Here is a 22,454-nt window from a genome sequence, read left to right as displayed (position 1 = left end):
TGACCGAGCTCAGCCGCCGCAGGCCGCGAAGACGTAGCTGTCCTTCAGGAGCGAGTAGTGGTCCCGGACCGTGACGGCCCCGGTGCCGGTGTCGATCTGGACGATCGTCATCTTGTTCGCCTTGCGTTCGTTTGGGTACTGCACGAGGTGCAGCGTCACCTGCTGCTCGCCGGTCCAGTCGACCATGAGCAGGTCGCCGGCGGGCAGCTTGAGCTTCCGGCGGGCGGTGACCTCGTCGGTCTGCATGTCGTACAGGATGAGCTGGGGCTTGGCGCCCATGACGACGTTCGCGGTGGTCCGGCCGTCGCCCGAGAGGGCCTGCGGGGTGTTGGCGGAGACGATCTGCGGCGGCGTGGTCCGGAACAGCTGCTCGCCGGACTCGCTGTAGGCGATCAGGTCCGTGACGCCCTCGTCGCCGGCGGTGTCGGTGAGCAGTTCGCCGCCGTCGGCGCTGAAGCCGAGCATCGACTGGCCGCCGGGCGTCGAGCCGAGCAGGGCGCCGGTGGCGGTGTCGAAGATCCGCGTCCGCACCGCCTTGGCGGTGCCGAAGACGGCCGCGAGCCGGCCGCCGTCGTCGGAGAGGTTGAACGTCACGTTGTACTGGGCCACGCGCGGCAGCGCGTCCTTGGCGAAGACCTTGACCCCGCCGCCCATGGTCCGTACGGCCAGCCGCCCGGCCTTGGTGAAGTAGGCGACGCGCTGGCCGTCACCACTGACGGCGATGGGCGCGACCTGGGTGACCGACGACTTGCCGTTCGCCTCGCGGGCGATGGTCTCGGCGTCGGGCAGGGAGCCCTTCTCCCCGCTGTGCATCATCAGCCGCCACTTGCCGCACGGCCGCTGCTCGCCCTTGACGGTGCAGCCCTTGACCGAGGCGTAGCGGATGCCGTCGTGTTCGTGGTGTGGCGCGGCCTGGGCGACCGTCGGCGCGGTCATCAGGGCGGCCAGCCCTGCCGCGATCGCCACGGTGATCCTCAGCTTCATGGTCCTCACTCCCCTGCCACGCTGAAGGTGTACCTGGTCTTGCTGATCGAATACCTGTCGGTCCGCGTGACCGCGCCGGTCCGCACGTCGGCGGTGAGCACCCGTACCACCGCCGTCGTGCCGTACTCGCCTGACTGGAGGAACACCGTGAGCTGTCCGTCCCCGCTCCACCGGGCGAGGTACGGCGTCTGTCCCGGCTTCAGAGCGAGATCCACGCCCGCGGAGAGGTCCCCGGTCTCCAGGTCGTAGATCCGCAAGCGCGGGGCCTTCTTGGCGTCCTCGTCCCCCGAGACGATCACCGCCACCGTCTTGCCGTCCGCGGCCAGCGTGGTGAGGGCGGCGTTCGCGACGACCTGCGGCGGTGTCCGCTTGACCGAGCCGCCGTCGGCCCGGTAGGCGATCAGCGTGGAGGTGTTGTCGCTGTTGTAGTCCTTGGTCAGCACCTCGTCCCCGTCGGCGCTGAAGCCCCTGACCTCGCCCATGGCGGGCACCTGGACGACCTTGCCGGTGGCGATCGTGACCACCTTGCCGGGGACGCGCTCGTGATCGTCGGTGTGGTCGATCAGCAGTCTGTCTCCCTTGGGCGACAGGTACAGAGAGGCCGAGTCCGTCCCGTACCGCTTCGGCACCAGGGACGCGGCCAGCACCTTGACCGGGCCGCCCGTCGTCCCCCGGACGACGATGCGATGGTCGCGGGCCCGCTCGTAGGCGATCACGTGGCCGTCGCCGCTGATGGCGAACAGGCCGGCGTACTCCACCTTCCTGCCCTTGCCATCGACCCCGTTGGCGGCGGCGTCCTTGACGGCGATCTTCCTGCCGTCCCGCATGACGAGCTGCCAGTGGCCGCAGGCGTAGCCGGCCTCGTTCTTCTTGTCGTCGCAGGACTTGATCCAGGCCGCCCTGGCCTCGGATGAGCCTGCTTGAGCGTGGGCTGTGGTGGGAATGATCCCCAGCCCGCCGATCACCGCCGTCGCGAGGAGGGCGGCGGTCGCTGAGGTGTGCCTCATGGCGAGTTCCTTTCACTCGTCCGGTTAGATACCGGCTGAGTGAAAGGGGTTGATCACAGGTCAGCCACAAACACCTACCTGTGCGGTGTGATGGGTCAGGGCAGCGGACGGCGGCCGGGGAAGCCCAGGTCCGTACGGTGATACCAGCCCAGTGCGGTCTCGCCCTCGATCCAGCAGAGCCGTACGGACACCCCGTCGAGCACGGCGGGGAAGTCTATGAGGACCGGCGCGATCCCCTTCACCTCGATGCCCTGCTCGGTCCAGGCGCTCACGATCTCCTCGATGCGCGCCTCGAGCGCCTTGATCTCGGGGATGCCGCCCAGCGCGGAGGCGCCGGTGCTCTGGCGGTCGAAGGCGATCTCGGCCAGGTCGGCGCGGGCGGCGATCAGCTCGCCGGCCACGTCGATGATCGACGGCATGAGTGAGCGCGCCTCGTCGGGGCTGAAGATCCTGGCCATGCCCGAACGCTACCGGTTCGGCTCGTAGGCGCGGACGAGCAGTTGCTCGGCCTCGTCGAGATAGGCGTCGAGGAAGGCGGCGGCCTCCTCCGGCCGATCGGCCTCGAGGAGTTCGAGCAGTTTGCGGTTGCGGGCGACGAACGGCTCGTGGAAGGCGCGTGGATTCTTCATCACGTGGAAGACCAGGCGCAGTTCGGCCAGGAGCTGGCGCATCGACTCGTCGAGCCGGGGGCTCTGGTTGAGCGTCACCAGGGCCTGGTGGAAGCGGATGTTGGCGGTGCCCACGCCCCGCCAGTCGTCCGCCGCGGCGGCCCGCTCGGCGTCCGCCACGGCCTCCCTGATCACGGTCAGCGCCTGGCCGGTCGGGCGGCGCCTGATGGCCGCGCCCTCGATGACCCGGCGGACCCGGTAGAGGTCCGCGACGTCCTCGGCCGACAGGATCCGGACGAACACCCCCCTGTTGAGCCGGTGGTCCAGCAGCCCTTCGTGGCCGAGCAGCCGGAACGCCTCGCGCAGCGTGTTGCGCGACACGCCGAGCGCGTCCGCGATGGCCTCCTCGGACAGGCGCTGTCCCGGCTCGAAGAAGCCCTCGGTGACGCGGTCGCGCAGGATGTCGGCCACCCGCTCGGCCGTGCTGCTGCGGCCCAGCCTGGCCCGGTCGTGTTCAAGATCTGAAAGGGGACTGTCCACCGCGTCATCCACATTCCACAGGGAATCATCCAACAAACCTCTTGTCGAATTGTTCAACGATCCATATGTTGATAAATAACCCCCTGATCGAAGGAGCGATGATGACAGGCTCCACGCGGCAGACCCGGCGGGTGATCCTCGCCAGCCTGATCGGCACCTCTCTGGAGTGGTACGACTTCTTCCTTTACACCACGGCGGCGACGCTGGTCTTCGGCAAGTTGTTCTTCCCCACGTTCGACCCGCTCAACGCGACCCTGCTGGCACTGACGACCAACGCCGTCGCGTTCGTGGCCAGGCCGCTCGGCGGGATCGTGTTCGGCCACTTCGGCGATCGCACCGGCCGCAAGACCGTGCTGGTCGTGACGCTGCTGGTGATGGGCGTCTCGACGTTCCTCATCGGTGTGCTGCCCGGCTACGAGAGCGTCGGCGCGCTCGCGCCGATCATGCTGGCCACGCTCAGGTTCGTCCAGGGTCTGGGGCTGGGCGGCGAGTGGGGCGGCGCGGTCATCATGTCGCTGGAGCACGGCGACGACCGGCGGCGCGGCTTCAACGCGAGCTGGCCGCAGGTGGGCGTGCCCGCCGGATACGTGCTGGCCACCGGGACCCTGGCGATCCTGTCGTTCACGCTGTCGGACTCGGCGTTCCTGTCGTGGGGCTGGCGGGTGCCGTTCCTGCTGTCGGGCGTGCTGGTGCTGGTCGGGCTCTGGGTCCGGTTGAAGATCACGGAGTCGCCGCTGTTCGCGGAGCTGGCCCAGCAGGGCGCCAAGGCGAAGATGCCGCTGCTGGAGGTGCTGCGCACGCACCCGCGCGCGCTGCTGTCGGCGTTCACCGCGCGCATCGGCGTGGACGTGGCCTTCTACACCTTCACCGCGTACATCCTGGTCTACATCACGGGCCCGCTGAAGCTGGACCGCTCGGTGGGGCTGAACGCGGTGCTGATCGCGTCCGCGCTGCAACTGGCGCTGATCCCGCTGTTCGGCGCGCTGTCGGACCGGGTCGGCCGGCGGCCCGTCTACCTCGCGGGCGTGATCGGCGCGGCGGTGTGGGCGTTCGCCTTCTTCCCGCTGCTCGACACCAAGTCGTTCCCGCTGATCGCCCTCGCCGCGATCATCGCGCTGGTCACCCACGCGGCGATGTACGGCCCGCAGGCCGCCTTCATCGCCGAACTGTTCAGCACCAGGCTCCGCTACAGCGGCGCGTCCATGGGATACCAGGTGGCCGGGATCGTCGGGGGCGCGCTGGCCCCGATCATCGCGCTCAAGCTGTTCGCCGCGTACGGCAGCACGACAGCGGTCTCGATCTACGTGGTGGTCGCGCTGGCCGTCACGGCCTTCGGCCTGGCCATCGCGCCGGAGACCCGCGACCTGGACATCGCCGCCGACGTCCCGCAACGGGTCTGAGCGGGCCGCTCTCCTCCAACGGGGCCTGAGCGCCCCGACCTCGGCCGGACAACGGCCGTATTCCCTGTAGGTCTTGCCGCGAAAAGCGCGGGCGGCGGCTGCCACCGCCGCCCGCGAGGGGAGGCAGCCATGCGTACCACCCTGTCGATCGCCTTGATCATCGCCGCACTGCTCGCGGTCCCCACCCTCATCGGCGTCGTCGGCGGCCTGGACAGCACCCAAGGCGGCGAGGTCGCCGTCGTCCGCGACGGCGGCTGGTTCGACGACAACCAGGTCCGCCAGGTCATCGACCCGGGCTCCGGGCTGACCTGGACGGGCATGTGGTCCTCCGTCCACGCCTATCCCGCGCAGCAGCGCTTCTACACGATCACCGCCGACGCCAAGCGCGCCACCCGGCTCGGCGTGGACGTGGTGACGGTGCCGAGCAGCGACGGCGTGAACCTGGGCATCGAGGGGACCCTGTACTTCACGCTCAACCTCGACCACGACGCGCTGAAGAAGTTCGACGACAAGTACGGCACCCGCACCTACCGCGCCCAGGACGACAGCTCGCTGGCCGCGTGGGAGGGCGACGACGGCTGGACGGCGTTCTTCGGCCAGGCCGTCCGGCCGGTGATCGACAACGCGCTGCGCAGCCAGCTCGGCGACATGCGCTGCGCCGAGCTCGTCCCCTCGTGCTCGCTGCTGGAGAGCAGCGCCCTCAAGCCACAGGACAGCAACACGAACATCACCAAGGTCCAGAACGCCGTCAACGCCGCACTGGCCCGGGAGCTGCCCCAGGCACTGGGTGGCGAGTTCTTCACCGGCCTGAAGTTCACCCTGGCCAAGGTGACGCTGCCGGCCGAGGTGCAGCAGGCCGTCGACAGATCGCTGGCGGCCGGCGCCGCCGTCTCCGAGGCCCAGGCGCGGGTGGCCCAGGCCAAGGCCGAGGCGGCCGCGAACCAGGCCCGGCAGGAGGGCTACGACAAGTGCCCCGCCTGCGCCGAGATCGACAAGCTCAAGTCGCTCCCCCAGGGCATCACCGTCTACGCCCCGGGCAACCCGCAATCCGTCGTGGTCCCGGCCAAGTGAGAACCGTCCGCGGGCCACTGTGCGATAGCTGAGGTGTGAGACGCTTCCCCTTCAGCAGACGTGAGCCCCCGGACGCCGGGCCGGACAGCACGGACGCCGAGCTGATCGCCGCGATCGCCGCGGAGAGCGTGACGGCGCTGCGCCTGCTCCACCACCGGCACGTCCCCTGGCTCAGGGCCCGGCTGGCCCGCCGCTGCGCCGACCCCGACGCGGTGGACGACGCCCTGCAGGACACGTTCCTGGCGGTGTGGCGGACGGCGGGCCGCTTCGACGGGGGCAATCCGGCGGGCTGGCTGTGGACGATCGCGGTGCGCCGCCTCGTCTCGTCCCTGCGCGGGCGGCGGGGGTTCGAAGAGCGGGCCGGTCAGGAGCCGGCCACCGCGTCGGCCGAGGACGTCGCGCTGCTCGGCGTCGAGCACGGGGACCTCGGCGCCGCCCTCGACCGCCTCTCGCCGGAGCTGCGCGCGGTCATCCAGGCGACCGTCCTCGACGGGCTGACGGTCAAGGAGACCTCGCGGCTGCTCGGCGTCCCTGAAGGAACCATCAAGACCCGGGCGATGCGGGCGCGGGCCCGGCTCAGGGAGGAACTCGCATGAGCTGGCACATCACGGCCGACCTCATGGACGCCTATCTGGCGGGCGGACTCGACCCCGCCCGGGCGATGTCGGTGGACGCGCATCTCGACGGCTGCCCGGACTGCCGGGCGGCGGTGCCGTACGAGGAGGGCTGGCTGCGGGACTCATGGCAGCGGCTGGAGGCCGAGGTGCTCAGCCCGCGCCCGTCGCCGCTGGAGCGGCTGCTGCGGTCCGGCGGCGTCCCCGAGCATGTGGCCAGGCTGCTGACCGCCACGCCCACGATGAACGGGGCCTGGGTCGCCGCGGTGGTGGCGGCGCTGGCGTTCGCGGTGCTCGCGGCCAGGGAGTCGGCCGCGTACCTGCCGGTGTTCCTGGCCGCCGCGCCGATACTGCCGCTGGCCGGGATCGCTCTGGCGTACGGGCCGCGGGTGGACCCGGTACACGAGCTGCTGGCCGCGACCCCGCTGTCGGGCGCGCGCCTGCTGCTGGTCAGGGCCGCCGGCACGCTGGCCGTGGCCGTGGTGCTGGCCGCCGTGGCCGCACCGCTCCTGCCCGCCCCCGCGGGGCTGAGCGCCGCCTGGCTGCTGCCGTCGCTCGCGACGACGTCCTGCTGCCTCCTGCTGTCGTCGCGGCTGCCGGTGCCGGCCTCCGCGCTCGCGGCGGGCGGCCTCTGGCTGCTCGGGGTGGCCGCCGCCGGGGGCCTCACCGGTGACCTGCTCACCGCCTTCGGGCCCGCCGCGCAGCTCGGGTACGGCTGCGCGGCCCTGCTGATCTCCCTACGCCTCTACTACAAGGTGAACGCCTGATGCTCCATATCCATGACCTGACCAAGAAGTACGGCGGCAAGCAGGTGCTCGACGGGCTGAGCCTGTCGGTCGGGCCCGGCGTGACCGGGCTGCTCGGGCCGAACGGCGCGGGCAAGACCACGCTGCTGCGCTGCCTGGCCACCACGCTCTCGTACGACGGCGGCCGCGTCGACGCCTTCGGCCTGGACCCGGCGCACGCCGTCCAGCGCACCGCGCTGCGGCGCAGGCTCGGCTACCTGCCGCAGGACCCGGGCCACTACCCGCACTTCACCGCGTTCGACCTGGTCGACTATGTCGCGATACTCAAGGAGCTGACCGACAGGAAGCACCGCCACAGCGAGGTGCGGCGGGTGCTGGCCGAGGTGGACCTCACCGACCAGGCCAGGACGAAGGTCCGCAAGCTGTCCGGCGGCATGCGGCAGCGGCTGGCCCTGGCCCAGGCGCTGCTGGGCGAGCCGGAGCTGCTGATCCTGGACGAGCCGACCGTGGGTCTGGACCCGGAGCAGCGGATGCTGTTCAGGGCGCTCGTCTCGCGACTCGGCGAGAGCCGTACGGTGCTGCTGTCCACCCATCAGACGGAGGACGTCGCGGCGCTCTGCGAGCGTGTGGTCACCATGGTCCGCGGCCGCGTCGTCTTCGACGGGACCCCGGGCGGGCTGGCCGCCACCGCGGCCGGGCAGGTGTGGCTGTCGGACCGGGCGCCGTCGGAGTCGCGGCTGTTCTGGCGCACCGCCAACGGCCGCTACCGCACCCTCGGCGACCGTCCACCCGGCGCCGAGCCCGCCGAGCCCGGCGTGGAGGACGGCTACCTGCTGCTGGTCGGGGAGGCGGCGTGACCGAGGCACTGACCCCCGGCCGGACCGGCGACCCGGCCGGCCAGCCGTCCGCCGGCCGGAGCGGCCACCTGACCGGACAGCCGTCCGCTGTCGGGAGCCGCCACATGACCGGACAGCTGTTCCGGGTCGAGTTGCGGAGGATGGTCAGGCATCCGCTGGTGTGGGGCATGGCGGCGCTGGTGCTGGGGGTGCAGATCCAGTTGAGCCGGGGGCAGCAGCCGGACCTCACCGTCGATCCGGTCCATGCCACCGGGATCGCCTCCTGCCTGGCCGGGGCGCTACTCGTGGTGGCGAGCCTGGCCGTGTCGCGCGACGGGCGGCACGGGATGCCGGAGCTCCTCGCGGCTCTGCCGGGGCGGGCCGAGGCGCGAACCAGGGCGGTGCTGTTCGCGGCCGTCGTGGTCGCCGTGGTGGGACAGGCGGTGGTCGTCGGCGGCTATCTGCTGGTGCGGGCGCTGAGCGGGCCCGCGGGCGGGCGGCTGGACGTGTTCGAGCCGCTGACCGCGCTCGGTGTCGGCGCGCTGGGCGCCGCGCTCGGCGTGGCCGTGGGCCGGTGGGCCAGGTGGCTGATCGCGGGGCCGGTGGTCGTGGGCGGGCTGGGGCTGCTCATCATGTTCAACACCGACCCCGGCAGCTGGTGGCTGCCGGTCATGCAGACCCACTGGATGGACTGGCCCGACCGGCCATCCGGTCCCCACCTCGTCTACGTGCTGGCCCTGGCCGTGCTGGCGGGACTCGCCGCGCTGCTGCGGCATGGGCGCCGGCCGGTCGCCATGGTCGCGGCCGTGGTCGCGCTGGCCGTCGCGGTGCCCGCGGGGGCCACCGCGGCGGCGGTACGTCCAGCGGCCCAATTCCCGACCGGAAAGACGCTGACCCTTGGCGACGTCGACGCGCGCGTACGGGAGAGGTACTTCGGCCGGGACGCCTACCGGTGCGAGCAGCGCGAAGGTGTTCGCTACTGCGCCCTGTCGGATTACGCGTCGTGGATCCCGTTGTGGGCCGGAGTGGTGGCGCCCATAGTCCGCGCGATGCCGCCGAGCGCCCGCGATCGCGTCCCCGTGGTGAAGCAGTACACCTCGAGCTGGTCGTACACGTACGAGGACGGCGTCGCCATCGCGCCCATGGCGTGGGGAACGGACGACCAGCGCAGGCTGCTGGCGCAGTTCTTGGCGTTCGACATCGGTGGCTTCGACAAGGCGTGCTCCGCCCACGGCCAGGCACGCGTGGTCGTCGCCCTGTGGCTGATGGGGCAGTCCTCGACGATCAGCCGTCCGGGGTACCTGTACATGGACGGGCGCATGGCCGCCCGCTCCGGCGTCGACTTCGGGGACACCGAGGTCGGCTACGCCAAGCTCCTGCTCCAGTCGCCCGGTGCCCGGGAACGCGTCTGGGCCAACTGGGACGCGCTCATGCGCCCGGCCACCACCGTCGAGCAGGCGCTCCCCCTGCTCGGACTCCCCCAGCGCTACCCCACGTCCAAGCCGAAAGGGACGCCATGCCGATGACCGCGCAACGAACCGGATCCGGGGTCGTAGCGACGACCCCGCCGAGGACGATCACGCCAAGGAGGGCACCGCTGACCGTGCCGCTCCTGCTCCTGCGCCCGCTCGTGCGGGCCATCAGCTGGGCCCCGCTGGCGGTGGTCACGCTCTTCACCGCGGCCCTGGTCACGCTGGCCGACTACGGGCAGCCGCTGACCGCCGGCATGGGGCTCGTCCTGCTGCGGGTCTCCGGGACGCTGCTGGCGTCCGCCGCCGCCTTCGCCCTGGTCGACGCCATGTCCGGCGGCGCGCAGCCGGTGTCGCACCGGCTGCGGCAGGCCGAGCGGTGCCTGCTCGCCGGCGGTGCGGCCGTCGCCGTCTGGCTGGGCGCCTTCGCCTACGTGCTGTCGAGGCTGCCCGACGGGGCGCTGTTCCCCGTGGGGGACATGCTCATCGAGGTGGGCGTCTGCCTGGGGATCGGGCTGGCGGCCGCGGCGACCGCCGTCCGGTACGCTCCCGGGCGGCAGGCCGCCATGGCCGCCGTGGTCGTCCAGCTCGCCCTGGTGCTGGCCACCATCCTGCTGCCGCCGGAGGTCAGGCTGTGGCCGCCGACGTGCGGGTTCGGTCATTGGGACGAGGCGCACCGGTTCTGGCTGTTCGCCTTGCCCGTGCCGTACCTGTGGCTGATGGTGTCAGGCCGGGACCTTCGGTGAGTCGGCGGCGCGCGGGCGCCGCCAGGAGCCCTTGAAGGCGGCCACCGACGCCAGGAAGATCACCTGGCCGACCAGTGCCACCCACAGCCACGTCCCCCATCCGCCGGCCGCCACCACCATCGGTGAGATCACCAGCAGGGCCACGATCATGATCCGGACGACCATGCCCCACAGGCCCAGCGCCGCACCCTGGAGCCGGGGGTCGACGTCTTCGGCGTCCTCGGAGAAGTTCGCCATCCAGGGGACGTAGGCGATGCCCAGGACCAGGAACAGGATCGCATAGACCAAGGTGACGCGGCCGACCGTGGCGCCCGTGCCGACCAGGCTGATGAAGTAGGCGAGCGTCGCGATCGTCAGCACGATGCCCACGGCCGTGAACGGCTTGCGCAGGCGCAACCGGTCGGAGATCCGGCCGACCACGATGACGGCCACCGCGTTGAGCAGGATGCCCAGGGCGACGACGCGGTTGGCCTCAGCGGTCTCCATCCCGAACGCGCTGCCGGCCAGGATCGTCTGGCCGAAGATCGCGAAGGTCCAGTAGAGCACCTGCCAGCCGGTGTTGCCGAGCACGTGGGCCCAGAGGTGGGGGTGCCGGAACAGCTCCTTCACCTTGCCCGGATCGATCTTCTCCTCGGAGACCACCGCCTGCTCGTACTGCATGACCTGGGCCCGCAGGGCCGCCGACGGCTCGGCGATCTGCCAGATGATCACCCCGCAGAGCAGCAGCGAGACGATGCCCATGATGATCGCCTGCGACTGCCAGGCGTTGTCGAACATCGGCAGCGTGAAGCCGGCGATGAACGAGGCCAGGAACGAGGCGCCGACCGGCCCCCAGGTCCAGAACGCGAACGCCTGCGCCCGGCCCAGGCGCGGCGAGAAGTCGCGGACGAGCGACGCGGTGATCGTGATCCCGGCGCCCTCGATGAACAGCATCAGGCAGCGGACCACGAACAGCCCGCTGACCGAGTCGACGGTGGCGAGCAGGAAGTTGCAGGCGGCGGTGACGGTCAGCGTGGGCACCAGGATCGTGACCCGGCCCCACCGGTCGGACAGGATGCCGCCGAACCCCGCCGACAACCCGCCCACCAGCACGGACACGGCCGCGATCAGCCCGTAGACCTCGAGTGACATCTGCAGGTCGCGCTGCAGCAACGGCAGGATGGTGGCGATCGTCGTCTCGAAGTTGGCGATCAGACTCGCCAGCACGGCTATCGCCAGGAGCCAGACCCGACGACGACCGACGGGGTACACACTTAACTCGCGGACATAGAACGGCTTCATACCAGTCCTTAGTGGGACGGTGCCTGACTGTCGCTCTAGAACACGTTTCTAGATGCTGCTGAGCCTGCCGTTTTATCCAGATATGTCAAGATTCGCGGCCATCACGATGTGATCTCGATCACAGGTGGAGCGTTGTAATTGAATCGCGGCCATTTCCCAGAACGTGAGCCCCTTTATGGGCATAAACTGCGCGCCTGTGAGCCTGCCTGTACGTGAACGTTCCCCCCGGCCGGGTGGCGGTCGACACCGCCGTCCCGTGCCCACGTCCCTGCCGCCGGACGCCCCTGTCCTCGTCCTCGCGGTGCCGGGCAGCACCTCGGGCGTGGCAGCGGAGATCGCGGCCGTGGTACGCGTCGACAACCCCCAGATCGAGGTACGCCTCACGACCGTCACGGACCTCGCCGATTCGCTGCCCGCGGGCCGCGAAGCGATCGTGGTGCCGCTGCTGACCTGGGACGATCCCATCGTCCTCGCCGACATCGGCAAGGCCGTCGCGGCGGCGGGTTCGCCCGCGGTCGTGACCGAGGCGCTCGGCCCGCACCCGCTGCTGGCCGAGGCGCTGCACATCAGGCTGGCCGAGCGCGGCCTGGCCAGGGCCGACCGGGTCCGGCTGCTGAACGTCTCCAGCCCCGTCGACGCCATCATCCTGGGCACGGTCGGCGGCGAGCGGGCCGTGCACGCCGTCCAGGCGACGGCGGTGCTGCTCGCCTCGCGGCTCACGCTCCCCGTGGTCGCCGCCTCTCTCGACAGCGACCCGGGCGTGCCGATCGCGGCCGAACGGCTGCGGGCCGCCGGCGCCGAGCGCCTGGCCATCGCCCCCTGCCTGATCGGCCACGAGGCCCCGGCGTCGATCGTCGAGCAGGCCGCCGCGGGGGTCCGCGCGGGCTACGCCGAACCGCTCGGCGCGCACAGTGCGGTGGCCGAACTTGTCGCGCGAGCTTACGGAAGTCAACTCGCGACTTGACAAGGGCTTGTAGAGATCACTGAAGTCGGGTTACCTTTCTCCGCATGCGCCGCGTGCAGTGGAAAGGTGCGCGTTTGGGCCTCCGTGACGTCACGGAGGCCGACGTGACCGCCCTGCACGCCGTCTATGGCAATCCGGAGGCCACGGCGTACATGCCGTTCGCGCCGCGCACGCTGGAGCAGGTGGCCACGCTCGTCAAGGACGCCATCCGGGCCGCCGCGGCCGAGCCGCGGCGGCTGTACGCGCTGGCGGTGACCGACGCCGAGACCCGCGAGGTGGTCGGGGTCGCGCGGCTGCACATCGAGGCCGACCACCCGCACAGCGCCGAGATCGGTCTCGGACTCCGGCCCGACCAGTGGGGGCGCGGCATCGGCACGGACCTGATCCGCCTGGTGCAGTCGTTCGGCTTCAAGGAGCTGGGGCTGCACCGGATCTGGGGCGCGCGGGCACCCGGCAATCTGCCCGCCCAGCTGGCGATGCTGACCGCCGGGATGATCGAGGAGGGCCGGGTCCGCCACCACGTGCAGACGCCGTCGGGCTGGCGTGACTCGATCATCCACTCGATCATCGAGGACGACTGGACGGACCGGTAGGGTCAGGCTTCGGGCTTGACCAACGCCGCGGTGCTCTCCCGGACTATGAGATCGGTCGCCAGCTCCACCCTCCTGCTCTCCGGGGCCTCGCCGCGCTTCATCGCCAGGACCGTACGCGTCGCCAGGGCGGCCATCTCCTGGAGCGGCTGGCGGACCGTGGTCAGCGGGGGCCAGGCCGACTTCGACAGGGGCAGGTCGTCGAAGCCGACGACGCTCAGGTCTTCCGGGACGCGCAGGCCGCGCTGGCGGGCGGCCTCGAAGACGCCGAAGGCCATGAGGTCGCTGCCCGCGAAGATCGCCGTCGGCGGGTCGGGCAGGGAGAGCAGGGCGTGGCCCTGGTCGTGGCCCGAGTCGACCAGGAAGGTGCCTCTGCGGATCAGCGCGGGATCCACCTCGACGCCCGCGGTCTCCAGCGCCGCCCGGTAGCCGTCGACGCGCGCCTGGCTGCAGAGCATGTCGGCGGGACCGCTGATCATGGCGACTCTGCGGTGGCCCAGCTCCAGGAGGTGGCGGGTGGCGGCCAGGCCGCCGTGCCAGTTGGTGGCGCCCACCGAAACCACGCCGGGTGCCGGCTCGCCTTCGGGATCCACCACGACGAACGGCAGTGAGCGGGCGCTGAGCTGGGCCTGGACGCCGGTCGAGAGCTTGGAGGCCACGACGACCACGCCGTCCGTCCGCCGGGAGGCGAGGCGGTCCAGCCAGTCACGGCCGGGACCCGCGTGGGTGTGCAGGACCGACATGACGACGCTGGCTCCCGCGTCGCGGGCCGCCGACTCGGCGCCGCGGACGATCTCCATCGCCCACGGCGACTCGATCTCGGCGAACACCAGGTCCACCAGGCCCGAGGGCGTGTCGTCCTGACTGGTGCGCCGCTGGTAGCCGTGCTCGTGCAGCAACCGCTCGACCCGGTGGCGCGTCTCCGGGGCCACCTCGGGCCGGCCGTTGATGACCTTGGACACCGTGGGGATCGAGACCCCGGCCTCCTCGGCTATCAGGGCGATCGTCACCCGCCTCTTCGCTGGCATGAGCCGGAGTCTATCGAAACTTTCGGCGATGAGTTGGAATCGCTCCCACGGCGGCTATTGACGCATTACAGGGGGAATCTTATGCTCCGGGCAACGAAAATTATCGGGGGGTTTACGAAACTTTCAACAACGGAGAAGGGAACCCCTATGCGGCGCAGTCTCGTTCTGGTCGCCACGGCCGTACTCCTCGCCGGCTGCAGCGGCGGCGGGACCGCGGAGCCCGCCCAGAGCGGCGGACCGGCCTCAGCCGCGAAGGTGACGCTCGAATGGTGGCACCTGTCGACCACTGAGCCGATGAAGACGCTCTGGGCGACCAGGGCCAAGGAGTTCCAGGCCGCGCATCCCAACGTGACCATGAAGCTCACCGTCCTGGAGAACGACGCGTACAAGGCCAAGCTGACCACGCTCACGCAGTCGGGCAAGGCGCCCGACCTGTTCGCCACGTGGGGCGGCGGGGTTCTGAAGCAGGAGCTCGACGCGGGCCTGGTCAAGGACATCAGCGACGACGTCGCGCCGGTGCTCGGCGACTTCACCAAGGCGTCGCTGGCGGCCTACCAGTTCGACGGGAAGACGTACGCGCTGCCGACCGACATCGGGATGGTCGGTTTCTGGTACAACAAGCGGCTCTTCGCCAAGGCGGGCATCACCGCGCCGCCGGCCACGTGGGCGGAGTTCCTGGAGGACGTCAAGAAGCTGAAGGCGTCGGGGACCACCCCGATCGCGCTGGCCGGCAAGGAGAAGTGGCCCGGCCACTACTACTGGGCCTATCTGGCCATGCGTATCGGCGGGCTGCCCGCCCTGCAGCAGGCCGGGGTGGACCACGACTTCACCAAACCCGACTTCGTCACCGCCGGACAGCAGCTCAAGGCGCTGGTGGACCTGCAGCCGTTCCAGAAGGGCTTCCTCGGGGCCGGCTACGGCACCCCTGACGGCCAGGCGGCGACCATGTCCAACGGCAAGGCCGCGATGGAGCTGATGGGCCAGTGGGCGCCGACCGTGCAGGCTTCATCGGGCAAGGGGCTCGGCGGCGACCTGGGCTTCTTCCCCTTCCCGACGGTCGACGGCGGCAAGGGCGCGATCACCGAGGCGTTCGGCGGCGGTGGCGGGATCGCCGTGGGCGCCGACGCGCCGCCGGAGGCGGTGGAGTTCGTGAAGTTCATGACAGAGAAGGGCAATCACGCCAAGGCCGTCGAGTCCGGCGGGGTGCTTCCCGTGCTGAAGGGCGAGGAGAGCGCGGTCAAGGACGCCAACCTGAAGGTCGTGGCCGAGTCGCTGGCCTCCGCCACCGGCTTCCAGCTCTTCCTCGACCAGGCGTACCCGCCCGCGGTCGGCCAGGAGGTCAACGACAGCGTGGCGCAGCTCATCGGCGGCACCAAGACGCCCCAGCAGGTCGTCGACGCCATCACGGAAGTGGCCAAGAGCGAATGACGACGCTGACCCGGGGGCCGCAGGCGCCCGCGCTCGCCGCCCCCGTGCCCCCCTCCCGGGGGCGGCGGCGCGGCTGGGTCACCATCGGGCTGTTCCTGCTGCCCGCGCTGGTGCTCTTCCTGCTGCTCGTCGTGGCGCCGATCCTGATCGCCCTGTACGCGAGCGTCTTCAAGTGGAACGGCTTCGGCGGGCTGCCGAAGAACTTCATCGGGCTGGACAACTTCACCCGGCTGTTCGGCACCGAGGTCTTCCGGGACGACGTCTGGCACCTGGTGGTCCTCGTCGTCCTGTCCGTCGTGGTGCAGCTGCCCATCTCGCTGGGCATCGCCATGCTGCTCAACCAGCGGATCCGCGGGCGGACGCTGTACCGGTTGGTGTTCTTCGCGCCGTACGTGCTCTCCGAGGTGATCACCGGCGTGCTGTTCTCGCTGATCCTCTCGCCGGGGGCCGGGGTGGCCAACCGGATCCTGGGCGTGGTCGGGCTGAACTCGGACTGGCTCGCCGACCCCGACACGGTGATGCTCTCGCTCTTCCTGGTCATGACGTGGAAGTACTTCGGCTTCCACATGATGATCTACCTGGCCGGGCGGCAGAACATCCCCGACGAGCTGATCGAGGCCGCGCAGATCGACGGCGGCACGTCCAGGCAGGTGTTCTGGCACGTCACGCTGCCGCTGCTGGGGCCGACGATCCGGATCAGCGTGTTCCTGTCGGTCATCTACACGATCCAGCTGTTCGACCTGGTCTGGATCCTCACCCAGGGCGGGCCCTCGCACTCCTCGGAGACGATGGCCGTCACGATGCTGGAGTTCGGGTTCAAGCGCTCCCAGGTCGGCTACGCCAGCGCGATCAGCGTGGTGATGTTCGCGCTCAGCCTCGTCTTCGCCCTCGCCTACCAGCGCTTCGTGATGCGGCGCGATCTGGAGGGCGCGACCACCAGAATGGGAGACCACCGATGAGACGGCCGGCCCTGCCCCTGCACGCGATCGCGTGGATCGTCGGCGCCTTCATCCTCGTCCCGGTCGTCTACGCGCTGCTCGGCGGCTTCAAGAGCACCGCCCAGCTGTCCACCAACCCGTTCGGCCTGCCCGATCCGTGGGTTCCGTCGAACTACACCGACGTGCTCGCCTCCGGCTCGTTCTGGCGGCAGCTGTGGAACAGCACGTTCATCGCGCTGACCTCGACCGTGCTCGTGGTCGCGCTGTCGGCGCTGGCCGCCTTCGTCTTCGCCAGGTTCGCCTTCCGCGGCAGGGAGGTGCTGTTCACGCTGTTCACGATGGGGCTGATGTTCCCGTTCGCGGTGGCGATCCTGCCGATCTTCGTGCTGCTGCGGACCTTCGGCCTGCTCGACAGCCCCCTCGGCGTGATCCTGACGCAGGGCGCCTTCGGGCTGCCGCTGACGATCCTCATCCTGCGCGGCTTCTTCCGGAGCATCCCCGGCGAGATCGAGGAGGCGGCCATCCTCGACGGCTGCACCGCCTTCGGCTTCTTCTGGCGGATCCTGCTGCCGATGGCCCGGCCCGCGCTGGCCACCGTGTCCGTCCTGGCGATCGTCGGGAGCTGGAACAACTTCATGCTGCCCCTGGTCGTCTTCAGCGACGAGTCGGGATGGACGCTGCCGCTCGGCGTCCAGCAGTTCCAGGGCCAGTACAGCACCGACACTGCCCGGATCCTCGCCTACCTCGTCCTGGCCATGGTGCCCGCACTCGGGTTCTACGCCGTCGCCGAACGCCACCTGATCGGTGGCCTCACCGCAGGAGCCACGAAAGGGTGAACATGCTGCAGGTGTCCGGAACCCAGCTCGTCACCGCCGACTCCACTCCGGTACGCCTGCGCGGGGTGGGTCTGGGCGGCTGGCTGAACATGGAGAACTTCATCACCGGCTACCCCGCCAACGAGAGCTCGATGCGCGAGGCCGTACGGGAGGTGCTGGGCGAGGATCGGGCGGAGCTGTTCTTCGAGCGGCTGCTGACCTCGTTCTTCACCGAGCGGGACGCGGCGCTGCTGGCCGGGCTGGGCGTGAACTGCGTGCGGATCCCGGTCAACTACCGCCACCTCGAGTCCGACCAGCGGCCGTTCGAGGTCGTCGAGCACGGCTTCCGGCACCTCGACCGGGTCGTCGACCTGCTCGGCTCGTACGGCGTGTACAGCGTCATCGGCCTGCACGCCCTGCCCGGCGCGCAGAACCAGCACTGGCACTCCGACAACCCCACCCACGTCGCCGCCTTCTGGAACCATCGCCACTTCCAGGACCGGGCCATCCACCTGTGGGAGGCCATCGCCGACCGCTACCGCGAGCACCCGTGGGTGGCCGGGTACAACCCGGTCAACGAGCCGGGCGACCCGAGCGGCAAGGTGATCGGGCCGTTCTACGACCGGCTGGTGAAGGCGATGCGCGCCGCCGATCCGCGGCACGTGCTGTTCCTCGACGGCAACACCTACGCCACGGACTTCTCGATCTTCCGTGAGGTGTACGGGAACACGGTGTTCGTCTGTCACGACTACGCCCTGGCCGGGTTCGCGCACGGCGGGCCGTACCCCGGCTACACCCGCGGCGAGTGGTGCGACCGGGGCGAGCTGGAGCGGACCTTCCGGGCGCGGTCCCGGTTCCAGCGCGAGACGGGCACGCCGCTGTGGGTGGGCGAGTTCGGGCCCGTCTACACCGGTCACCCCGAGGTCGACGAGCAGCGTTACCGGATCCTGCGTGACCAGCTCGCCATCTACGACGCCCATGGGGCCGGTTGGTCGCTGTGGACGTACAAGGACGTGGGGTTGCAGGGGCTGGTGCACGCGGCCGGGCCGTACCTCGACCGGTTCGGGGCGTTCATCGGCAAGAAGCGGCGGCTCGGCGCGGACCGGTGGGGCTCCACTATGGAGGAGTCGGCCGACGTGCTGGGGCCGCTGCACGCGATGCTCGACGCCGAGGCGCCCGGCTGGGCCCCCTACCCGTGGGGGGCGCGCTACCAGACCGACGACCTGATCAGGCACATCCTGATCGCGCAGGCGCTGCTGCCCGAGTACGCCGAGCTGTTCAGGGGGCTGTCCGACGACGACGTGGTCGAGCTGGCCGACTCCTTCGCGCTGGAGCGGTGCGTACGGCGGCAGCCGCTGCTCGACCTGCTGGCCGGCAACCTGGGCGGGTGATTCCGCGACACCGCCGTGGTGTCATGCGGGATTGTCGGTGGCGCACCCTACGATGAGGCTCCTCACGGAGGGATACCCAGATGCTCGACTCGCTGATCGTGCCCCTGTTCGTCACCACGGACCTGCCGCCCGAGGCGGATCTGGCCGAGTTCGGGGAGCTGCTGGCTGAGACGGCGCGGACGCTCGACCATGACGAGGTGAGCTACGCCGCGTTCCTGGCGGGCAAGGTGTTCTGGCTCGACCGCCCGGTCCTGCCCCGGCAGCGGCCGGCGGCCGAGGTCGAGCCGCGGTTCGCGGCGCTGCTCGGCTACCTGGCCGCCTCCGGGGCCGGGCACACCTCCCGCGACGTGGTGGCCGACGTGCGCCGGGCGATCGGCGCCGCCGTCACCTCCCGCTACGGCGACGTGGAGGCGGCGCCGGCCGTGTTCGCGATCCGCGACCGCGACGTACGGGAACGCACCCCCGACACCGCCGTCTACGTCGACACCCGCGACGCCGCCGCCGACCTGGTCACGGTGACGCGCCCCTACCTCTGACACCGTCCGGCCCCAGGGGCACACGCGTCAGAGGTACAGGCGTCAGTGCGGCGGCGGGGTCAGTTCGACGAAGGAGACGCCCGGCATCGGCAGGTCGAAGTCCACCGTCAGCGCGCCGTCCGTCGCCGTGAGCACGGTGGCCGGGGTCAGTTCGTCCAGGGTGTTGACCGAGCGCAGCTTGTCCCACTGCCCGTCGGCGGGCCAGTCGCCGCCGCCCATCGACCGCCAGGCCGCCTCGATGTTGGAGTGCTCCCCGTCGATGCGGTGATGGGTGACCGTGTAGTCCCCGTCGAGGCCGGCGACGGTCAGGGAGACCGCGCGCGACAGCTCGACAGCCCCGTCGGCCTGCGCCTGGTTGAGGGTGCTGTTCCAGGCCAGCACCCCGACGCGCCCGTCCGCGTGCCGCGCCGCCCAGACCTCGACCCCGCCCGCGTCGCCCTCGACCACGGTCGCCAGTTCGGCGTCGCCGAGGCGGGCGGCCAGGGTGAGCGCGTGGAAGCGGGGCTTGCGCAGGTTGCCGACCGTCAGCAGGCCGAAGCCGCCGTGGAAGAGGCGCGGCGGCCGCCCCAACTCCTCGAAGTGGTCCGAGGCCACCCAGTGCGACACGGCGGCCAGCCGGCCCGCCGCCGACTTCATGCCGTGCAGCAGGAACGCCGCCCCGAACGGCCCGTCACCGATGCCGTGGAAGTGGGTCGGGGTGGGCCCCCACTCGGTCCACCAGACGGGCGTGTCCGGCCGGCCGTGCCGGGCCAGGGCGGGACGCCAGTCGAGCGGGGCGTTGCCGTAGGTGTGGGTGGAGATGAAGTCGAGCTCCGCGCCCGATTCGGCGATGTGCGCCAGCAGCTCCTCCACCCAGCCGTTGGCCGCCGAGGCGGGCCCGCCGACCCGCAGCTCGGGGTGCACGTTCTTCACGGCGGCGGCGCTGACGTCGTACAGCAGGAAGTACTCCTCGGGCGTGCCCGTCCAGAAGACGGCGAGGTTGGGCTCGTTCCACACCTCGAAGGCCCAGTTGTCGATCAGCTCGTGGATCCCGTACCTCTCGGCCAGATGCTCGACCAGCGCCCTGACCAGGTCGCTCCACGCCTCGAAGTCCTTGGGCGGGGAGATGATCGCCTCGTAGCCGAACACCGTCCTGGACGGGTCGGCGGCCAGGTCGCGCGGCATGTAGCCGAGCTCGACGATCGGCCGCAGGCCGAGCGCCATGATCGCGTCGTAGACCTCGTCGACCTTGCCGAAGTCGTAGACCGCCTGGCCGTCGACCTCCTTGTAGACGCCGAGGTCGTCACCGAGGATCGCGTGGGCGCGGACGGTCTCGACGCCGAACTCCTCGCGTACGATACGCAGCGCCTCGGTGAGCTCCGCGCCGATGGGCCGGCCGCCCGTCTCGTCCTCGCTCAGCAGGTACGACAGGTGCTCCGAGCCGATCATGTACCGCCACGGCCGGGGCAGCTCGCGGGTGACCGCGGCGGCGTCCACCCGCACGGCGACCGCCGCCGACCCGCCGGCCGCCGAAGCCGCCGCCGCGCCGCCCTCCAGCGAAGCCGCCGGTCCGCTCCCCAGCGGAGCCGCCGGCACCGCGTCCGAGGCGGGGCCGACGGTCTCCATGGTGGCGATGGCCGCGACCGTGTACGACGCCGCGCCGTGTCCCGTGTCCACGTAGCGGCACTCGGGTACGGCCGCCACGTCCACGTCGGGCTGCGACACCGGCACGCCGTCCCGGTGCACCAGGTAGCCGATCGCCTCCGGCACGGGTTCCCACGTCAGCGTCACGTGGCCCGCACCGGGGACGGCCCGCAGCCCGGCCGGCGCCTGAAGGGTCAGCTCGGCGGCCGGGACCGCCTCCCCCGACGCCTGGTGGAGGCGTTCCTGCCAGTCACGGCGTGCGGCATCAGCCGTACTCATCTGGGGTTCCCCGATCTGTTGGAGCGTCAGTTGGCGGGAGGGGCTCCTTGAACGGCCCACTCCTCGATTTGCATCACCGGCCGGAGCTTCGCCTCGACGCCGGCGCCGCCGAAGTAACGGTGCAGGTTGCCTCCGGTGAGCACGTTGCCCAAGGCGGCCATGGCCATGCCCTGGTCGAGCGCGAGGTACCACTTCGACACGGCGCCCGAGCGGACCGCGACGGAGTCGTAGAAACCGCCGGGCCCGTAGGCGTCGAAGTTCTTGCGGATCTTGGCCAGGTTATCCATCGCCTGGGCCCGCGCGTACGGCAGAGCCAGGAAACTGGCGTGCGGAGTGACCACTCCGTCACCGTAGGCGGTGGGTTCCGGTTGGGCCGGGCGGCAGCCCTCGTAGCCCGGATCGGTGCTGGTGCGCTCCTCGTCGGAGGTGTAGCCGGGGGTGTCCATGCCGAGCGGGTCCACGCCGTACTCGCGGTAGCCGCCGTGCGGGTCGTTGGACGGCGAGAAGCCCCAGTAGCCGTACTTCGCCTCGCGCAGGCCGTGCTCGATCTGCGCCTTGACGAACACCGGATGGTTGCGGCCCCAGCTCCGGGGCCCCCACGCCGCCTCGGGGACGACCAGATCCGGCATCAGCGCCTCGAACATCGAACCTCCCCAGTTGGGGACGAATCGCATTCCGCGATAGCCGTACGTGCCTTCCCAGACGTTGACGCCCAGGTACGTCTTCCACGCGCCGACCGGCTTCTGCTCCTGCCAGCCGAAGTCACAGCCGTTGTCGGGGAAGGTCCGGTACGGGCCGAAGTAGCTCTCGCGCGGGATCTGGCCGAGCGCGATGCCCACGTACTGGGCGATGCGGGTCTCGGCGGGCGCGCCGTAGTGGTGGCAGGTGGACCAGACCTTGGTGCCGGTGCCCGCGTAGTCGCTCTCGACCGAGCAGCCCTCGGGCTTCTCCGGCCAGAAGCCGCCGCGGATCAGGCCGGTGCCCGCGTCGGGGCGGGCGACCGGGTCGTAGTACGAGGCGAAGTTCATGGAGGTGACCAGCCGCGCCGCCCGCGCGGAGAGGCGGGGCACGGCGGTGCGGACCATCATGAGGGCCGTGGCCAGCCAGCTGTTGTCCACGCTGGAGGCGAACAGTCGCACCGGGTCGCCGTTGTCCGGCCAGGTGTGGACGAGCTGGAGGGTCGCCGGGTCGTACCAGTTGTAGTACTGGCCCGTCGGGGTGTTGCGCTCCATCCGCTCCAGCGCGTCGAGCACCTTGCCGACGCGGGCCGTGGCCTCGTCGGAGCCGATGAGGCGCAGGTCGCGGGCGGTGAGCGTGCTCCACACGTAGGTGCCGATGTTGGTGGGCGAGGTGACCTTGGCCCTGGTCTTCAGGTCGCCGGTGACCTTGTCGGACGGAATGCCGGTGGCGGGGTCGACCATGGCGGCCATCGACCGCCACGTGTCCTTCGCGTACCGAAATAACGTGTCATTTCCGGAAGAAGCGCTGGCCGGGCTGGGCACGGCGGCGGCCAGCACCAGCAGGCCGGCGAGCAAGGCGGTCTTGCGCATGGGGGTGCTC

22 protein-coding genes are annotated in these 22,454 nt (G+C 70.8%); 14 read left to right on the top strand and 8 right to left on the bottom strand.

Annotated elements, in window-relative coordinates; translation table 11 throughout:
• Positions 1-9 precede the first annotated feature (9 nt).
• The 4 genes from KME78_RS16820 to KME78_RS16805 all read right to left on the bottom strand — a co-directional run bounded on the left by KME78_RS16820 (position 10) and on the right by KME78_RS16805 (position 3,151).
• A complete protein-coding gene (locus KME78_RS16820) occupies positions 10-984 on the bottom strand; it encodes a hypothetical protein (protein WP_219529846.1) in 975 nt (324 codons plus the stop codon).
• Positions 985-989: 5 nt separating this feature from the next.
• Positions 990-1,991: a hypothetical protein gene (locus KME78_RS16815; protein WP_219529845.1), complete on the bottom strand. Its 1,002-nt coding sequence runs from the start codon at positions 1,989-1,991 to the stop codon at positions 990-992.
• 95 nt (positions 1,992-2,086) lie between these two features.
• Positions 2,087-2,449, bottom strand: coding sequence for a DUF2203 domain-containing protein (locus KME78_RS16810; protein ID WP_219529843.1), 363 nt, complete (start codon positions 2,447-2,449; stop codon positions 2,087-2,089).
• Between the two features lie 9 nt (positions 2,450-2,458).
• Positions 2,459-3,151: a GntR family transcriptional regulator gene (locus tag KME78_RS16805; protein ID WP_308126984.1), complete on the bottom strand. Its 693-nt coding sequence runs from the start codon at positions 3,149-3,151 to the stop codon at positions 2,459-2,461.
• 86 nt (positions 3,152-3,237) lie between these two features.
• On the opposite strand from KME78_RS16805, the gene KME78_RS16800 reads away from it, so the two are divergent.
• The 7 genes from KME78_RS16800 (at position 3,238) to KME78_RS16770 (ending at position 10,021) form a co-directional block, all read left to right on the top strand.
• Positions 3,238-4,539 (top strand): MFS transporter, encoded by a 1,302-nt coding sequence (locus KME78_RS16800; RefSeq protein ID WP_219529842.1) that lies wholly within the window; start codon positions 3,238-3,240, stop codon positions 4,537-4,539.
• Between the two features lie 129 nt (positions 4,540-4,668).
• Positions 4,669-5,610, top strand: coding sequence for an SPFH domain-containing protein (locus KME78_RS16795; protein ID WP_219529840.1), 942 nt, complete (start codon positions 4,669-4,671; stop codon positions 5,608-5,610).
• Positions 5,611-5,645: 35 nt separating this feature from the next.
• On the top strand, positions 5,646-6,206 hold the full coding sequence (locus KME78_RS16790) for an RNA polymerase sigma factor (RefSeq protein WP_219529839.1): 561 nt from the start codon (positions 5,646-5,648) through the stop codon (positions 6,204-6,206).
• Positions 6,203-6,991, top strand: a complete 789-nt coding sequence (locus tag KME78_RS16785) for a zf-HC2 domain-containing protein (protein WP_219529837.1) — start codon at positions 6,203-6,205, stop codon at positions 6,989-6,991. Before KME78_RS16790 ends, KME78_RS16785 begins: the two co-directional genes overlap by 4 nt.
• Entirely contained in the window at positions 6,991-7,827 is an 837-nt protein-coding gene (locus tag KME78_RS16780) for an ATP-binding cassette domain-containing protein (protein WP_219529836.1), read from the top strand. The genes KME78_RS16785 and KME78_RS16780 overlap by 1 nt, the downstream gene beginning before the upstream one ends.
• Complete coding sequence (locus tag KME78_RS16775; protein WP_219529834.1) at positions 7,824-9,332, top strand: hypothetical protein; 1,509 nt, start codon at positions 7,824-7,826, stop codon at positions 9,330-9,332. Before KME78_RS16780 ends, KME78_RS16775 begins: the two co-directional genes overlap by 4 nt.
• Before the next feature lie 77 nt (positions 9,333-9,409).
• Positions 9,410-10,021: a hypothetical protein gene (locus KME78_RS16770; protein ID WP_219529833.1), complete on the top strand. Its 612-nt coding sequence runs from the start codon at positions 9,410-9,412 to the stop codon at positions 10,019-10,021.
• On the opposite strand, the gene KME78_RS16765 is transcribed toward KME78_RS16770, so the two are convergent.
• A complete protein-coding gene (locus tag KME78_RS16765; RefSeq protein WP_219529831.1) occupies positions 10,001-11,302 on the bottom strand; it encodes an MFS transporter in 1,302 nt (433 codons plus the stop codon). The genes KME78_RS16770 and KME78_RS16765 overlap by 21 nt on opposite strands.
• A 256-nt stretch (positions 11,303-11,558) precedes the next feature.
• Between KME78_RS16765 and KME78_RS16760 the strand changes: the two genes are divergently transcribed.
• Together KME78_RS16760 and KME78_RS16755 are read left to right on the top strand one after the other, a co-directional pair.
• The gene (locus tag KME78_RS16760; protein ID WP_308126983.1) at positions 11,559-12,266 is read left to right on the top strand and encodes a sirohydrochlorin chelatase; all 708 of its coding nucleotides are present in this window, start codon (positions 11,559-11,561) and stop codon (positions 12,264-12,266) included.
• A gap of 74 nt (positions 12,267-12,340) precedes the next feature.
• A complete protein-coding gene (locus KME78_RS16755; RefSeq protein WP_246651166.1) occupies positions 12,341-12,859 on the top strand; it encodes a GNAT family N-acetyltransferase in 519 nt (172 codons plus the stop codon).
• Between the two features lie 2 nt (positions 12,860-12,861).
• Here the strand turns inward: KME78_RS16755 and KME78_RS16750 are convergent, their stop codons facing one another.
• Positions 12,862-13,884 (bottom strand): LacI family DNA-binding transcriptional regulator, encoded by a 1,023-nt coding sequence (locus KME78_RS16750; protein ID WP_219529828.1) that lies wholly within the window; start codon positions 13,882-13,884, stop codon positions 12,862-12,864.
• Positions 13,885-14,031: 147 nt separating this feature from the next.
• Between KME78_RS16750 and KME78_RS16745 the strand changes: the two genes are divergently transcribed.
• From KME78_RS16745 to KME78_RS16725, 5 genes are all read left to right on the top strand, one after another.
• Positions 14,032-15,312, top strand: coding sequence for an extracellular solute-binding protein (locus KME78_RS16745; RefSeq protein WP_219529827.1), 1,281 nt, complete (start codon positions 14,032-14,034; stop codon positions 15,310-15,312).
• The gene (locus tag KME78_RS16740; RefSeq protein ID WP_219529825.1) at positions 15,309-16,271 is read left to right on the top strand and encodes a carbohydrate ABC transporter permease; all 963 of its coding nucleotides are present in this window, start codon (positions 15,309-15,311) and stop codon (positions 16,269-16,271) included. Before KME78_RS16745 ends, KME78_RS16740 begins: the two co-directional genes overlap by 4 nt.
• Complete coding sequence (locus KME78_RS16735) at positions 16,268-17,086, top strand: carbohydrate ABC transporter permease (RefSeq protein WP_219529824.1); 819 nt, start codon at positions 16,268-16,270, stop codon at positions 17,084-17,086. Before KME78_RS16740 ends, KME78_RS16735 begins: the two co-directional genes overlap by 4 nt.
• A gap of 2 nt (positions 17,087-17,088) precedes the next feature.
• A complete protein-coding gene (locus tag KME78_RS16730) occupies positions 17,089-18,456 on the top strand; it encodes a glycoside hydrolase family 5 protein (RefSeq protein WP_219529981.1) in 1,368 nt (455 codons plus the stop codon).
• An 80-nt stretch (positions 18,457-18,536) separates the two neighbouring features.
• Entirely contained in the window at positions 18,537-18,992 is a 456-nt protein-coding gene (locus KME78_RS16725) for a hypothetical protein (protein ID WP_219529822.1), read from the top strand.
• 42 nt (positions 18,993-19,034) lie between these two features.
• On the opposite strand, the gene KME78_RS16720 is transcribed toward KME78_RS16725, so the two are convergent.
• Positions 19,035-20,894, bottom strand: a complete 1,860-nt coding sequence (locus tag KME78_RS16720; RefSeq protein WP_219529820.1) for a GH39 family glycosyl hydrolase — start codon at positions 20,892-20,894, stop codon at positions 19,035-19,037.
• Positions 20,895-20,920: 26 nt separating this feature from the next.
• A complete protein-coding gene (locus tag KME78_RS16715; protein WP_219529818.1) occupies positions 20,921-22,444 on the bottom strand; it encodes a glucoamylase family protein in 1,524 nt (507 codons plus the stop codon).
• Between the last annotated feature and the right edge of the window lie 10 nt (positions 22,445-22,454).

Origin of the sequence: Nonomuraea guangzhouensis, from assembly GCF_019396345.1 — a bacterium.
Taxonomy (GTDB): Bacteria; Actinomycetota; Actinomycetes; order Streptosporangiales; family Streptosporangiaceae; genus Nonomuraea; species Nonomuraea guangzhouensis.
The sequence above is the reverse complement of the archived record's forward strand: the minus strand, read 5'-3'. Positions and strand labels throughout refer to the sequence as shown.